Genomic DNA, 14767 nt, shown 5'->3' on the forward strand with positions numbered 1-14767 from the left:
CGGCGGCGCCGCACCGCGCCGCGCCCCGCGCGAGGTCCCGCCGCCGCGCCGACCCCGTGCGGGCGAGCCCTCCCGCCGCCCCGCCGGCCCGGGCGGCCCGCGCCCGCCCGGCCTGCTGCGCCGCCCCTTCCGCCGCGGCAACCCCCGGCGCCGCCTCAACATCGCCGTCACCCTGATGGCCGTGGTGCTGATGGTGTTCGCCGGGCGCCTGGTGCAGATCCAGGCCATCGACGCCCCCACCTACGCCGCCGCCGCCGAGGACCTCCGGCTGACCACCATCGACATCCCCACCACCCGCGGCGACATCACCGACGTCAACGGCAACCCCCTGGCCATGTCGGTCGAGACCCGCACCGTGTTCGTCGACCCCGTCGAGATCCGCGAGGACGACCGCCAGCAGGTCATCGACGAGCTGTCCGAGCGCTTCGACCTGGACCCCGCCGAGGTCGCCGAGCACGTCGACGCCCGCCCCAGCCGCTACGAGGTCGTCGCCCAGGACGTCGCGCCGCGCGAGTGGGACAAGATGGCCGACCTCGGCCTCCAGGGCGTGGGCGCGCTGGTCGACTACAAGCGCGTCTACCCCGAGGAGACCGGCGCCGCCGACATCATCGGGTTCACCGGCGCCGAGGACCAGGGCCTGGAGGGGCTCGAAGCCGTCATGGACGGCACCCTGGCCGGCGAACCCGGCAAGCAGCAGGTCGAGATGGGCGCCGGCGGCGTGCAGATCCCCATGGCCGACGGCCTGGCCGAGGAGCCCGTGCCCGGCCGCGACGTCCGCCTCACCCTGGACCAGGACATCCAGTGGCACGCCCAGCAGGCGCTGGCCGAGCGCGCCGAGGAGCTGGGCGCCCAGGGCGGCAGCGCGATCGTCATGCGCCCCACCGGCGAGATCCTGGCCATGACCGACTTCCCCACCTACGACCCCGCCGACTACGGCGAGTACTCCGCCGAGGACCGCGCCAACGGCGCCGTGGCCGAGGCGTTCGAGCCCGGCAGCACCAACAAGGTCATCACGCTGGCCGGCGCCCTGGAGGAGGGCCTCACCACGCCCGAGACCGTCTACACGGTGCCCTACTCCATGCGCGTCCACGACCGCACCTTCAAGGACGACCACTTCCACCCCACCCAGCGGCTCACCCTCAACGGGATCATGGCCCAGTCCAGCAACGTGGGCACCATCAAGGTCGGCCAGCAGTTGGGCGCCGACCGGCTCTACGGCTACCTGCGCGAGTTCGGCTTCGGCGGGCCCACCGGCCTGGACCTGCCCGGCGAGAACCCCGGCATCCTGACCCAGCCCGAGGACTGGTGGGGCACCCAGTTGCCCTCGGTCTCCTTCGGCCAGGGGCTGTCGGTCAACGCCATGCAGATGGCCAGCGTCTACGCCACCGTCGCCAACGGCGGGGTGCGGGTCGAGCCCACCCTGGTGGCCGGCACCGTCGACGGCGACGGCGCGTTCACCCCCGCCGAGGACCCGCCCAGCGAGCGCGTCATCAGCGAGGAGACCGCCGAGGAGCTGGCGCTGATGCTGGAGGCCGTGACCGGCGAGGAGGGCACCGCCCAGGCGGCGCAGATCCCCGGCTACCGGGTGGCCGGCAAGACCGGCACCGCCAACCGGGTCGACCCCGAGACCGGCTCCTACAGCGGCGGCGGCTACACCTCCACGTTCGTGGGGTTCGCCCCCGCCGACGACCCCGAGCTGATCGTCCAGGTGGTGCTGCACAACCCCCAGGGCGCCTACTACGGCGGCGAGGCCGCGGCCCCGGTCTTCACCGACATCATGTCCTTCGCGCTCAAGACCGAGAAGGTGCAGCCCACCGGCACCGAACCGCCCAACATCCGGCTGTTCGGCGATGAGTGACCCCGCCGCGCCCGGCGCGCCCGCGCCCACCGCGCCCCACCGGCGGCGGCGCGGATTTCGGCCCGCGCCGCCGCAGCCGATAACCTCACGACGTGCCACCGGTAATGCGACCTGAACACACCCAGCCCCGCCCGCTGTCCGAGCTTGCCCGCCTGCTGGGCCCGGACGCGTTCATCACGTGCGTCGAGGACGCCGGCACCGGGCTGGAACCCGGCGGCCCGGCGCCGGAGGGCGCGGAGCCGGCCGACCCCGCCGCCGTCCGCATCAGCGGCATCACCCACGACTCCCGCGCGGTGCGGCCCGGCGACCTCTACGCCGCGCTGCCGGGCAGCCGCGCCCACGGCGCCGACTTCGCCGCCCAGGCCGCCGCCGCCGGCGCCGTGGCGGTCCTCACCGACCCCGGCGGCTACGACCGCGCCGCCGCCACCCGGCTGCCGGTGGTCACCATCGCCGACCCCCGCGCCCGCCTGGGCGAGGTCGCCGCGTGGGTCTACGGCGCCCCCGCCGACGACCTGCTGCTGATCGGCACCACCGGCACCAGCGGCAAGACCACCGTCACCTACCTGGTGGAGTCGGGCCTGCGCGCCGCCGGACTGCGCACCGGCCTGATCGGCACCGTCGAGATCCGCGTGGGCGAGGACCGCGTGGCCGCCTCGCTCACCACGCCTGAGGCCACCGACCTGCACGGCCTGTTCGCGCAGATGCGCGAGCAGGGCGCCACCGCCGCCGCCATGGAGGTCTCCAGCCACGCCCTGGCCCTGGGCCGCGTGGGCGGCGCCCGCTACAACGCCGCCGTCTTCACCAACCTCTCCCAGGACCACCTGGACTTCCACAGCGACCTGCGCGACTACTTCGACACCAAGGCGCGCCTGTTCACCCCGGAGTTCTGCGAGATCGCCGTGGTCAACAGCGACGACCGCTTCGGCCGGGTCCTCATCGACCAGGTGCGGGCGCGCGGCGACGTGCCCGTCACCACCTTCTCCGCCGAGGGCGACCCCGACGCCGACTGGCGCGCCGCAGACGTCCGCCTGGGCGCCCAGGGCAGCACCTTCCGCATCGTGGGCCCCGGCGGCATGGAGGCCGACGCCTCGGTCGGGCTGCCCGGCGCCTTCAACGTGTCCAACGCCATGGCCGCCGTCGTGGGCCTCGTGGAGGCCGGGATCCCGCTGCACACCGCCATCGAGGGCGTGGCGGCGGCCCCGGGCGTACCCGGCCGCATGGAGCGCGTGCACGCCGGCCAGGACTTCACCGCGGTCGTGGACTACTCCCACAAGCCCGGCGCCGTCGAGGCGGTGCTGACCGCCCTGCGCGGCATCACCCAGGGCCGGCTCACCATCGTCGTGGGCTGCGGCGGCGACCGCGACCGCGCCAAGCGGCCGCTGATGGGCGAGGCCGCCGCCCGGCTGGCCGACGCCGTGATCCTCACCGACGACAACCCGCGCGGCGAGGACCCCGTCACCATCGTCACCGCGATGCTCGACGGCGTGGCCAAGGTCCCCCAGGACCAGCGCGCCCGCATCACCGTCGAGCCCGACCGCGCCGCCGCAATCGAACTGGCCGTGGCGCGCGCCGGCACCGGCGACGTCGTCGTGGTGGCCGGGAAAGGTCACGAAACCGGCCAATATGTCGCCGGTTCGGTCCTGCCGTTCGACGACCGCGACGTCCTGCGCGCCGCGCTGCGCCGCCGCCTCGCCGACTGAACAGGGGGCCGTCAACCACGCACCGACGACACAGCGCACGCGCGCACACCCAGGTCAGGGCGGGGGAGACCGCGCACACCGCGCGTCCCGCGCCCGGCGGCGCACCGCCGCGGCAGTGCCGCGCGCCCCGCGCCGCCCGCGCCGTGCCGCCCGCGGCGGCCGCTCAGGCGGCCCGCACCGCGCGCGGGGGACTCCGGTCTCGGCGCAACGCGGGTGACCAAATGTTCTAAGGTAGGTCCGGCAATCGCAGCCCGGCCCCGGTGTGTTCGACACCGCCTCAGGGTCGACGGAACGCGCCATCCCCTGACAACCGCGCCGTCACCTTGGTTGAGGCGCATTCTCGCGCAATGGGCCGGGCCAGACATGAGGAGTGGATTTGATCGCGCTGACGCTCGATCGGATCGCTGAGATCACCCAATCCCGACTAAGCGGGTCGGCGCGTCCAACGGATGTCGTGTCGGGTCCGGTCGTCATCGACTCACGACTGGCCGAGCCCGGGTCGCTCTTCGTCGCCCTGAGCGGCGAACGGGTCGACGGGCACGACTTCGCCGAAACCGCTGTCGCCGCGGGCGCCGCGGCGGTTCTGGGATCCCGGCCGGTCGCGGCGCCGCAGTTGCTCGCCGAAGGAGGCGACGAAGGAGTGGTGGCCGCGCTGGGCCGCCTGGCCCGGGCCGTGGCCGGCGAGCTGACCGGCGCCGACATCGTCGGCGTCACCGGCTCCTCGGGCAAGACCACGACCAAGGACCTGCTCGCCCAGGTCCTCAGCGGTCTGGGCAGCACCGTCGCCCCCGCCGGCTCGCTCAACAACGAGATCGGCCACCCGCTCACCGTGCTGCGCGCCGACGAGACCACCCGGTTCATCGTCCTGGAGGTCGCCGCCCGCGGGCGCGGCCACATCGCCCACCTGTGCACCATCGCCCCGCCGCGCATCGGCGTGGTGCTCAACGTCGGCAGCGCCCACGTCGGCGAGTTCGGCAGCCGCGCCGCCATCGCCCAGGCCAAGGGCGAACTGGTGGAGGCGCTGCCCGCCGCGGCCGAGGGCGGGGTGGCGGTGCTCAACGCCGACGACGACGCCGTCATCGCCATGGCCGCGCGCACCTCGGCCCGCGTCGTCTCCTACGGGCTCGCGCCGGACGCCGACGTGCGCGCCGAGGACGTCGAGCTGGACGCCGCCGGGCGCGCCGCCTTCACCCTGCGGCTGGGCGGCGGCTCCGCGCCGGTGCGCCTGGCCCTGGTGGGCGCCCACCAGGTGCACAACGCGCTCGCCGTGGCGGCCGTGGCCGCCGAGTTCGGCATGGGCGCCGAGGCGGTCGCCGAGGCGCTGGGCAAGGCCGGACCGGTCAGCCGCTGGCGCATGGAGGTCACCGAGCTGGACGGCGGCGTGACCCTGGTCAACGACGCCTACAACGCCAACCCCGAGTCGGTGGCGGCGGCCCTGCGCACCCTGGAGTCGATCGCCGCGGGCGGGCGCCGGCCGCTGGCCGTCCTGGGCGTCATGGCCGAACTGGGCGCGGCCCACGACGCAGAGCACCGCGCGGCCGGCCGGCTGGCCGCCCAGGCGGGCGCCGCCGCGCTGGTGGTGGTCGGCGACGACGCCGCGCCCATCGCCGAAGGGGCACGCGAGGTGCCCGAATGGCGCGGGGAGGTCGTGCGTGTCCCCGACGCCGCCCAAGCCGCGGCCGCGCTGCGCGCGCGGCTGCGGGCAGGAGACGTCGTCATGGTGAAGGGATCGCGCGTGGCCGGGCTGGAGAAAGTCGCCGAGCTGCTGATGTCCGGGGAGGACGCCAAGTGACCGGCATTCTCGTCGCGGCGGGCCTGTCCCTGCTGGTCTCGCTGCTGTCCATGCCGCTGGTGATCCGGATCCTGTACCGGTTCAAGTTCGGCCAGGAGGTCCGCGACGACGGCCCCGAGGGCCACAAGACCAAGCAGGGCACGCCCACCATGGGCGGCATCGTCATCATCCTGGGCGCCATCATCGGCTACTTCGGCTCCCACCTGGTGCTGATGACCCGGCCCACGGTCTCGGGCCTGCTCGTGGTCTTCCTGTTCGTGGGCATGGGCGCCGTCGGCTTCCTCGACGACTTCATCAAGATCTACAAGCGGCGCAGCCTGGGCCTGCGCAGCGGCGCCAAGATGCTGGGCCAGACCATCGTCGGCGCCGGGTTCGCGGTCGGGGTCACCCAGTTCCCCAACGGCTACGGCTACACCCCCGCCTCGCCGCAGCTCTCCTTCCTGCGCGACTTCGGCCCCCCGCTGATGATCGGCGTGTTCGTGCTGTGGGCGCTGTTCCTCATCGTCGGGTTCTCCAACGCGGTCAACCTCACCGACGGCCTCGACGGCCTGGCCACCGGCGCGATGATCCTCTCCCTGGTCGCCTACGTCATCATCGGCAACTGGCAGCTCCGGCAGAGCTGCGTGGCCTACCTCTCGCCCAGTTGCTACCCGGTGCGCGACCCGCTGGACCTCGCGGTGGTGGCGGCGGCCTGCCTGGGCGGCTGCATCGGGTTCCTCTGGTACAACGCGCCCCCCGCCAAGATCTTCATGGGCGACACCGGCTCGCTGGCCCTGGGCGGCCTCATCGTGGGCCTGGCCATCACCACCCGCACCCAGTTGCTGCTGCTCATCATCGGCGGCCTGTTCGTCCTCATCACCCTGTCGGTGATGATCCAGATCAGCTCCTTCCGCCTCACCGGCAAACGCGTCTTCCGCATGGCGCCCCTCCAGCACCACTTCGAGCTGAAGGGCTGGGCCGAGACCACCATCGTCATCCGGTTCTGGATCATCCAGGGCCTGATGGTGGGCGTGGGCGTGGGCCTGTTCTACCTGGAGTGGATGCCGCGGTGACCCCCGACTTCGCCTCCGGCCTCAAGGACCGCGCGGTGTGCGTCGCGGGCCTGGGCGTCACCGGCCCGCCCACCGTGCGCGCGCTGCTGCACCTGGGCGCCCGCGTCACCGTGGTCGACAACCGCGACGACGGCACCGCCCGCGCCGCGGCCGAGGCGCTGCGCGCCGAGGGCGCCCGCGCCGTGCTGGGCGACTCCGCCCTGCCCGAGGGCACCGACCTGGTCGTCATCTCGCCCGGCTGGCGCCCCGACTCCCCGCTGGCGTGCGCGGCCGCCGCCGCCGGGGTCGAGGTCATCGGCGACGTCGAACTCGCCTGGCGGCTGCGCCCGGCCGGGCAGCGCTGGCTCGCGATCACCGGCACCAACGGCAAGACCACCACGGTGCGGATGCTGGAGGCGATGCTGCGCGCCGACGGCCGCCGCGTCGCCGCCGCGGGCAACGTCGGCACCCCGCTGCTCCAGGCGGCCCTGCCCGACGCCGACGGCGCGGCCCCCGACCTGCTCGCGGTGGAGCTGTCCAGCTTCCAACTGCACTGGTCGGCCACCCTCGCCCCGCACGCGGGTGTGGTCCTCAACCTGGCCGCCGACCACCTCGACTGGCACGGCGGACTGGAGCCCTACGCCCAGGCCAAGGGCCGCGTCTACGCCCCGGGCACCGTGCGCGTGGCCAACGCCGACGACGACTGGTCGCGCCGGCTGGCCGAGGCCGGCGACCCGCACACGCCCCTGTACGGGTTCACCCTGGGCGTGCCGCGCCCGGGCCAGCTCGGCGTGGTCGAGGACCTGCTGGTGGACCGCGCGTTCACCGCCGACCCCCGCACCGGCGCCGAGGAGTTGGCCGCGCTGGGCGACGTGGTGCCGGCCGCCCCGCACAACGTGGCCAACGCGCTGGCGGCGGCGGCCCTGGCCCGGTCGGTGGGCGCCGCGCCGGAGTCGGTGCGCGCCGGGCTGCGCGCCTTCGCCCCCGAACCGCACCGCATCTCCCACGTCGCCCGCGTCGGCGAGGTCGACTACGTCGACGACTCCAAGGCCACCAACCCCCACGCCGCAGCCGCGTCCCTGGCCGCCTACCCCTCGGTGGTGTGGGTGGCCGGAGGGCTGCTCAAGGGCGCCGACGTGGTGGACCTGGTGCGCGGTGCCGCGCCCCGGCTGCGCGCGGCCGTGCTGCTGGGCCGCGACCGCGACCGGCTGGCCCGGGCACTGGCCGAGCACGCGCCCGGGGTCCCCGTGGTCGAGGTCGCCGACACCGGCGAGGACGCCATGACCAGGGTCGTCGCCGCCGCCGCGCGGCTGGCCCGCCCCGGCGACACCGTGCTGCTGGCCCCCGCCGCCGCGTCGATGGACATGTTCCGCGACTACAACGCGCGCGGCGACCGGTTCGCCGAAGCCGTGCGCGCGCTGTGAGGCGCTGAGGCGGCCCGGCCGCCGCCGCGCCCTGCGCGCGGCCGGCGGCGGCCGGTCCACCTGCGGCGCCGCGCGCGGCCGGATTCGGCCGCGCCCGCAGAAAGAAGCCCAACACGCGGAATATGTCCGGGGCTTCGGGGTCCCCACCCGCCAGACTTGTTCGTCGCTGGACAACGACGGCACGGGCGGAGGTGGCCAATGGCGGTGCCGACAACCATCCCCACGGCCGAGCGGGCGGGTACGGCGGCCCGGAAGGCCGAGGAGCGGGCGCGCTCGCCGCTGCGCGAGCTGCCCGGGATCCTCAACCGGCCGCTCACCTCCTACTACCTCCTGGCCGGCGGCACCGCGCTGCTGACCACGCTGGGCCTGACCATGGTGCTGTCCTCCTCCATGGTGGACTCCTACACCGAGACCGGCTCGGCGTTCTCGCTGTTCGAGAAGCAGGTGTTCGCCGCGGCGGTGGGCCTGCCGCTGCTGGTGGTCGCCTCGCACCTGCCCATCCGGGTGTTCCGGATCCTGGGCTACCCCGCCATGCTCGCCTCGGTGGTGCTGCTGGTCCTCACCGTCTTCCACGGCGACGCCTACAACAGCGGCGCCGTGCGCTGGATCGAGATCGCCGGCGTCACCGTCCAGGCGTCGGAGCCGGCCAAGCTGTCCTTCGCCCTGTGGGGCGCCAACGTGCTGGCGCGCCGCGAGGAGCTGCGCCAGCTCGTGGAGTGGCGCCAACTGCTGATCCCGCTGCTGCCGGGCTGCGGCGTGCTGGTGGTGCTGGTGCTCATCGGCACCGACCTGGGCACCACGTTCGTGCTGCTGGCGATCTTCCTGGCGCTGCTGTGGGTGGTGGGCGCCCCCGGCCGGCTGTTCCTGGCGATGATCGGCCTGGTGATCTCGCTGGCCGGCATCATGATCGCGGTCGAGCCCTTCCGCCTGGCCCGCGTGACCTCCTTCCTCAACCCCCAGGCCGACCCCACCGACTCCGGCTTCCAGGCGCTGCACGGCCTCTACGCGCTGGGCACCGGCGGCGTGCTCGGCGTGGGCATCGGCGGCAGCCGCGAGAAGTGGGGCTTTCTGCCCCACCCCGAGAGCGACTTCATCTTCGCCATCATCGGCGAGGAGTTCGGCCTCGTCGGCACCCTGGTCGTCGTCGGCCTCTTCGGCGTCCTGGGCTACGCTGGGCTGCGCGTGGCCTCGCGGGTCAGCGACCCCTTCGGCCGGCTCGCCGCCGCGGCCATCACCTGCTGGATCGTCATCCAGGCGATGGTCAACATCGGCACGGTCATCGGCGTCATGCCCATCACGGGCATTCCGCTGCCGCTGGTCTCGGCCGGCGGCTCCTCGCTGATCCCGACCATGGCCGGCCTGGGCATCCTGATGGCCCTGGCCAAGTCCGAGCCCGCCGCCCGCGCGGCCCTGGCCGCCCGCGGTCCGAGCCGGGTGCAAAGGGCTCTAAGCTGGCTGGGCCTGGAGTACTCGGCATCCGGCGCCCCGACCAGGCGGACCGGAGCCGCGGCGCAGGCCCACAACGGATCGCGCGCGACGCAGGTTCAAGCGAGGAGGAATCGGCGACGATGAGGGTAGCCCTCGCCGGAGGCGGCACGGCCGGGCATATCGAGCCCGCGCTCTCCCTGGCCGATGCGCTTCGGCGCATCGACCCGCAGACCCAGATCCTGTGTCTGGGCACCGAACGAGGACTGGAGACCCGCCTCGTTCCCATGCGGGGCTACGAACTGGGGACCATCCCGGCGGTGCCCCTGCCCCGCCGGCTCACCCCCCAGTTGCTCCAGGTGCCCGGCAAGCTCGCCAGCGCCATCAGCGCGGCGGGCGCCCACCTGGACCGCCTGGGCGCCGACATCCTGGTCGGGTTCGGCGGCTACGTCGCCACCCCCGGCTACCTCGCGGCGCGCCGCCGCCGCATCCCCCTGGTCATCCACGAGGCCAACCCGCTGCCCGGCCTGGCCAACCGGCTCGGCGCGCGGCTGACCCCCCACGTCTTCACCGGCCACCCCCACTGCGACATCCGCCACGGCCGCTTCATCGGCATCCCGCTGCGCGAGCAGATCTCCCAGCTCGACCGCCTGGCCACCGGTGACAAGGCGCGGGCGCACTTCGGGCTGCGCCCCGAACTCCCCACCCTGCTGATCTTCGGCGGCTCCCAGGGCGCCCAGGCGCTCAACCAGGCCGCCTACGACTCCGCCGACCACTTCCGGCTGGCCGGGGTGCAGGTGCTGCACGTGGTCGGCCCCAACAACGCCACCGAGCCCGAGGACCGCACCCGCGACGGCGTGCCCTACGTGGTGGTGCCCTACGTGGACCGCATGGACCTCGCCTACGCCGCCGCCGACGTCGCCATGTGCCGCTCGGGCGCCATGACCTGCGCCGAGCTGACCGCCGTCGGCCTGCCCGGCGCGTTCGTGCCGCTGCCCATCGGCAACGGCGAGCAGCGCCTCAACGCCGAGCCGATCGTCGAGGCCGGCGGCGGCCTGCTGGTCAACAACGCCGACCTCACCCCGCAGTGGATCGCCCAGTACCTCATCCCGCTGCTCACCGACACCGACCGCGTGGTCGCCATGTCGGAGGCCGCCGCCCGCATGGGCCGCCGCGACGCCGACATGGAGCTGGCGCGCGAGGTCATCGCGATCGCGCGGGGCGAGCGGCCCGCCCCCGAGCCGCCGATCTACGACGACCACGACGACGACGGCTACGTCGACGACGGGAAGGACCTGCGGTGAGCCTGGTCCAGCCCACCGAGCCGGTGCCGGTCGCCAAGCTGGGCCGGGTGCACTTCGTCGGCATGGGCGGGGTCGGCATGTCCGGCATCGCCCGGGTGCTGCTCCAGTTGGGCGTGGAGGTCAGCGGCAGCGACGCCAAGGACGGGCGGCTGCTGCGCGACCTCGCCGAACTCGGCGCCGACACCCACGTCGGCCACGACGCCGCCCACGTCGGCACCGCCGACACCGTCGTGGTGTCCTCGGCGGTGCGCCCCGACAACCCCGAACTGGTCGAGGCCCGCCGGCGCGGCCTGCGGGTGCTGCCCCGCGCCGCCGCGCTGGGCGCGCTGCTGCTGGAGCGCCGCGGCGTGGCCGTGGCCGGGACCCACGGCAAGACCACCACCACCTCCATGCTCACCGTGGTCCTCCAGCAGGCCGGCGCCGAGCCCGGCTACGTCATCGGCGGCGCGCTGGTCACCACCGGACTGGGCGCCGACGCCGGCGCCGGCGAGATCGTCGTGGCCGAGGCCGACGAGAGCGACGGCTCCTTCCTGATGCTCTCGCCCGAGGTCGCGGTCGTCACCAACGTCGAGGCCGACCACCTGGACAACTACAGCGGCGGCCTGGAGCAGATCCACGCCAACTTCGCCGCGTTCGCCGAGCGCGTGGGCACCACCCTGGTCGCCGGCGCCGACGACCCCGGCGCGCGCCGCGTCGCCGAGACCGCCGCCGGCCTGGGCAAGCGGGTCCTCACCTTCGGCGAGTCCGCCGACGCCGACTACCGGGTGTCCGACATCGCCGCCGAGGGCTTCCGCACCGCCTTCACCCTCACCCCGCCCGGCGGCGAGCCGCTGCGCGGGGAACTGGCGGTGCCCGGGCGGCACAACGTCCTCAACGCCGCGGCCGCCGTCGCCGCCGCCGACGTGCTGGGCCACGACCCCCAGGTCGCGCTGGCCGGCCTCGCCGCCTACACGGGCGTGGGCCGCCGCTTCGAGCTGAAGGGCACCTCCGGCGGGGTGTCGGTCTACGACAGCTACGCCCACCACCCCACCGAGATCGCGGCCGACCTGCGCGCCGCGCGCGCGGCCCTTGACACCCGCGAGTCCGCCGAGGGCGCCGCGCCGGGCCGGGTCGTGGCGGTGTTCCAGCCCCATCTGTACAGTCGCACCCGGATCTTCGCCGCGGAGTTCGCCGAGGCGCTGGCCCTGGCCGACGAGGCAGTGGTCCTGCCCGTCTACGCCGCGCGCGAGGACCCCGAACCCGGGGTCGGCCCCGAGCTGATCACCGACCGCGTTCCCGGCGACGCCGCGCGCGTCCACCTCATCGCCGACCGCGACGAGGCGGTGGCGCGCGCCGCCGCGCTGGCGCGGCCCGGCGACATCGTGCTGACCATGGGCGCGGGCGACGTCACCGAGCTGGGTCCGCGCATCGTCGCGGCGCTGCCGGGGGCCGAGGACTGACCGCCGGCCCGGGCGGCGGGCGCGCCAAAGGCGCGGGCCGCCGCCGGGACCGGCCGCGGTGCCGGGGGAGTGCGCGGGCGAGCGGGCGAAGGACGGTGAGGGCACGGTGAGCGCGACCACCGAGGAGGCCGCCGCGCGCGGCGCCGAGGGCGGCGGCGGTCCCACCGGGCGCCGCCGGTCCGACCCCTGGAAGGTCGCCTTCGTGGTGCTGCTCATCGTCACGGCGCTGACCGTGGTCACCTGGGTGCTGCTGGGCTCGCGGCTGCTGGTGGTGCGCGAGGTCGAGGTCACCGGCACCGACCGGCTGGATGCCGCGCAGGTCGCCGCGGCCGTCGACGTCGCCACCGGCACGCCGCTGGCCCGCGTGGACACCGCCGCCGCAGAGCGGCGCGCCCGCGAGCTGCGCCTGGTGGAGTCGGTGGAGGTCTCGCGGGGCTGGCCGGCCACCCTGCGGGTGGAGGTGGTGGAGCGCACCCCGCGCCTGGCCATGCGCGCCGGCGACGGCTTCCGCCTGGTCGACGGCGAGGGCGTGTGCGTGGCCGACACCGACACCCGGCCCGAGGACTACCCGCTGATCAGCGTCGACGGCGACCCCCAGGGGCACCCGGCCGTCGCGGCGGCCGCCGAGGTGGTGGAGCAAATGCCGGCGGCCGTGGCCGGGAGAGTGGACTCCATCGACGCCCGGGAGCGGGCCGCGATCACGCTCACCCTGGACGACGGCGCCGTGGTCCAGTGGGGCGGCACCGAGCGCACCGCCCAGAAGAGCGAGATCCTCACCGTCCTGCTGCACGAGCACCCCTCCGGCCCCGAGCGCAGCTACGACGTGAGCGCCCCCGACATGGCCGTGGTGAAGTAATCGCCCGGCCCGGCACGGCGCACCGCGCCGCCCTCGGCAGGACCCGGCGGCGCGGAGCGGACCGGGTGGCCCGGACGGGCGCCGGACGCGAGAGGCCGACATTCCCGACGCGACGCGCCGGGATCGGACATCGCCTCACCGTGCGACACGCCGTTAGGCTGAACTCCGTGGTTAGTTGCCCCTTGGCAGGCCGCGGCCTACTGTCGGGAAGCACTACCGTTGGTTGACATAAGTATGGATCTGAGACTTTAGGGCGATTGCGGCGGGCGCCCGGTGCGGGCGCCGCCCGGCGCCCGCACCGGGAACCCGGCCGGCACTCGCCGGCAGCACGGGCACCCGCAAGAGGAAGACTGTAGAACCGGACAGCCAACCGTCCGGGCCGCCACCGGGGGACACAGGGTCCCGCTGCGGTGGGACGGCGGTTGGCCGATGCGAGCGGAAAGGCCCCTCGTCGTGGCAGCACCGCAGAATTACCTCGCGGTCATCAAGGTCGTCGGCATCGGCGGCGGCGGCGTCAACGCCGTCAACCGGATGATCGAAGAGGGACTCAAGGGCGTCGAGTTCATCGCCATCAACACCGACGCTCAGGCGCTGCTCATGAGTGATGCCGACGTCAAGCTCGACGTGGGCCGCGAACTCACCCGCGGACTGGGCGCGGGGGCCAACCCCGAGGTCGGCCGCAAGGCCGCCGAGGACCACCGCGAGGAGATCGAGGAGGTCCTCAAGGGCGCCGACATGGTCTTCGTCACGGCCGGCGAGGGCGGCGGCACCGGCACCGGCGGCGCGCCCGTGGTCGCCGACATCGCCCGCTCCCTGGGGGCGCTGACCATCGGCGTCGTCACCCGCCCCTTCGGCTTCGAGGGCAAGCGCCGCGCCACCCAGGCCGAGGCCGGGATCGCGATGCTGCGCGACGAGGTCGACACCCTCATCGTGATCCCCAACGACCGGCTGCTGTCGATCTCCGACCGCCAGGTCAGCGTGCTCGACGCGTTCAAGGCCGCCGACCAGGTGCTGCTGTCGGGTGTGCAGGGCATCACCGACCTCATCACCACCCCCGGCCTGATCAACCTGGACTTCGCCGACGTGAAGTCGGTCATGCAGGGCGCCGGGTCGGCCCTGATGGGCATCGGCTCGGCCCGCGGCGACGACCGCGCCGTGGCCGCCGCCGAGATGGCGATCTCCTCGCCGCTGCTGGAGGCCAGCATCGACGGCGCCCACGGGGTGCTGCTGTCCATCCAGGGCGGCTCCGACCTCGGGCTCTTCGAGATCAACGAGGCCGCCCAACTCGTGGCCAACTCCGCCGCGCCCGAGGCCAACATCATCTTCGGCGCCGTCATCGACGACGCCCTGGGCGACGAGGTCCGCGTCACCGTCATCGCGGCGGGCTTCGACGAGCCCCGCAACGAGGCCCTGGGCCCCCAGCGCGACGCCGCGCCGGTGCCCGAGCGCCCGCGCGAGGCCGCCGCGCCGCCGGCGCCCCCGCGCGCCGAAGTGCGGCCGGTGGCCGCCGAGCCCCGCCGCCCCGAGCCCGCCCCGGAGCCCGAACCCGAGCCCGAGCCGGTGCGCGAGGAGCCGCGCCGCCCCGAGGCCGCCGCCGAACCCGAGCCCGAGCCCGCACCGGAGCCCGAGCACGAGGAGCCCGAGGCCCACGACGACCCCGAGCCCGAGGACGACCACCGCTCCCGCGGCATCCGCGCCGTCAACGACACCGGCTACAGCCAGGTGCGCGGCACCGGCACCGACGGCTCGTTCCCGCGTTCGGGCGAGGTCCCCACGCCGCGCCGCCGGGTGATCTTCGACGACCCCGACGACCTCGACGTCCCCGACTTCCTGAAGTAGGCACCCGGGCGCCGCCCCCGCGCGGCTCCCGACCCCGGCGTACCGGCGGCGCACCCCGCCGCCGGTACGCTTTTTCGCGTCCGCGAACCGGTGACGAAA

At 74.7% G+C, this 14767-nt stretch carries 10 protein-coding genes; all 10 read left to right on the forward strand.

Annotated elements, in window-relative coordinates:
- Positions 1-1858: peptidoglycan D,D-transpeptidase FtsI family protein (locus tag LG943_RS22215; RefSeq protein WP_408648632.1), on the forward strand; the 1858-nt coding region annotated here is incomplete at its 5' end.
- 104 nt (positions 1859-1962) lie between these two features.
- Entirely contained in the window at positions 1963-3558 is a 1596-nt protein-coding gene (locus LG943_RS22220) for a UDP-N-acetylmuramoyl-L-alanyl-D-glutamate--2,6-diaminopimelate ligase (RefSeq protein WP_270074288.1), read from the forward strand.
- A gap of 376 nt (positions 3559-3934) precedes the next feature.
- Positions 3935-5350, forward strand: coding sequence for a UDP-N-acetylmuramoyl-tripeptide--D-alanyl-D-alanine ligase (locus tag LG943_RS22225; RefSeq protein WP_270074289.1), 1416 nt, complete (start codon positions 3935-3937; stop codon positions 5348-5350).
- Complete coding sequence (gene mraY / locus LG943_RS22230) at positions 5347-6402, forward strand: phospho-N-acetylmuramoyl-pentapeptide-transferase (RefSeq protein ID WP_270074290.1); 1056 nt, start codon at positions 5347-5349, stop codon at positions 6400-6402. Before LG943_RS22225 ends, mraY begins: the two co-directional genes overlap by 4 nt.
- Positions 6399-7805 (forward strand): UDP-N-acetylmuramoyl-L-alanine--D-glutamate ligase, encoded by a 1407-nt coding sequence (gene murD / locus LG943_RS22235; RefSeq protein ID WP_270074291.1) that lies wholly within the window; start codon positions 6399-6401, stop codon positions 7803-7805. The genes mraY and murD overlap by 4 nt, the downstream gene beginning before the upstream one ends.
- A 198-nt stretch (positions 7806-8003) precedes the next feature.
- Positions 8004-9377: a putative lipid II flippase FtsW gene (ftsW, locus tag LG943_RS22240; protein ID WP_270074292.1), complete on the forward strand. Its 1374-nt coding sequence runs from the start codon at positions 8004-8006 to the stop codon at positions 9375-9377.
- On the forward strand, positions 9374-10534 hold the full coding sequence (gene murG / locus LG943_RS22245) for an undecaprenyldiphospho-muramoylpentapeptide beta-N-acetylglucosaminyltransferase (protein WP_270074293.1): 1161 nt from the start codon (positions 9374-9376) through the stop codon (positions 10532-10534). The genes ftsW and murG overlap by 4 nt, the downstream gene beginning before the upstream one ends.
- Positions 10531-11973 carry a UDP-N-acetylmuramate--L-alanine ligase gene (gene murC, locus LG943_RS22250; RefSeq protein ID WP_270074294.1) on the forward strand — a complete coding sequence of 481 codons (1443 nt, stop codon included), beginning with the start codon at positions 10531-10533 and terminating at the stop codon, positions 11971-11973. Before murG ends, murC begins: the two co-directional genes overlap by 4 nt.
- A gap of 106 nt (positions 11974-12079) precedes the next feature.
- Positions 12080-12829, forward strand: a complete 750-nt coding sequence (locus LG943_RS22255; RefSeq protein WP_270074295.1) for a cell division protein FtsQ/DivIB — start codon at positions 12080-12082, stop codon at positions 12827-12829.
- Positions 12830-13282: 453 nt separating this feature from the next.
- Positions 13283-14668, forward strand: a complete 1386-nt coding sequence (gene ftsZ, locus LG943_RS22260; RefSeq protein ID WP_270074296.1) for a cell division protein FtsZ — start codon at positions 13283-13285, stop codon at positions 14666-14668.
- Positions 14669-14767 lie beyond the last annotated feature (99 nt).

Source organism: Streptomonospora mangrovi, assembly GCF_027604915.1.
In the GTDB taxonomy this organism is placed as follows: Bacteria; Actinomycetota; Actinomycetes; order Streptosporangiales; family Streptosporangiaceae; genus Streptomonospora; species Streptomonospora mangrovi.

Excerpts from the sequence above, each read along its gene's own strand:
- LG943_RS22220 (WP_270074288.1), top strand. The coding sequence starts at position 1,963 with ATGCGACCTGAACACACCCAGCCCCGCCCGCTGTCCGAGCTTGCCCGC.
- ftsW (WP_270074292.1), top strand. The coding sequence starts at position 8,004 with ATGGCGGTGCCGACAACCATCCCCACGGCCGAGCGGGCGGGTACGGCG.
- murG (WP_270074293.1), top strand. The coding sequence starts at position 9,374 with ATGAGGGTAGCCCTCGCCGGAGGCGGCACGGCCGGGCATATCGAGCCC.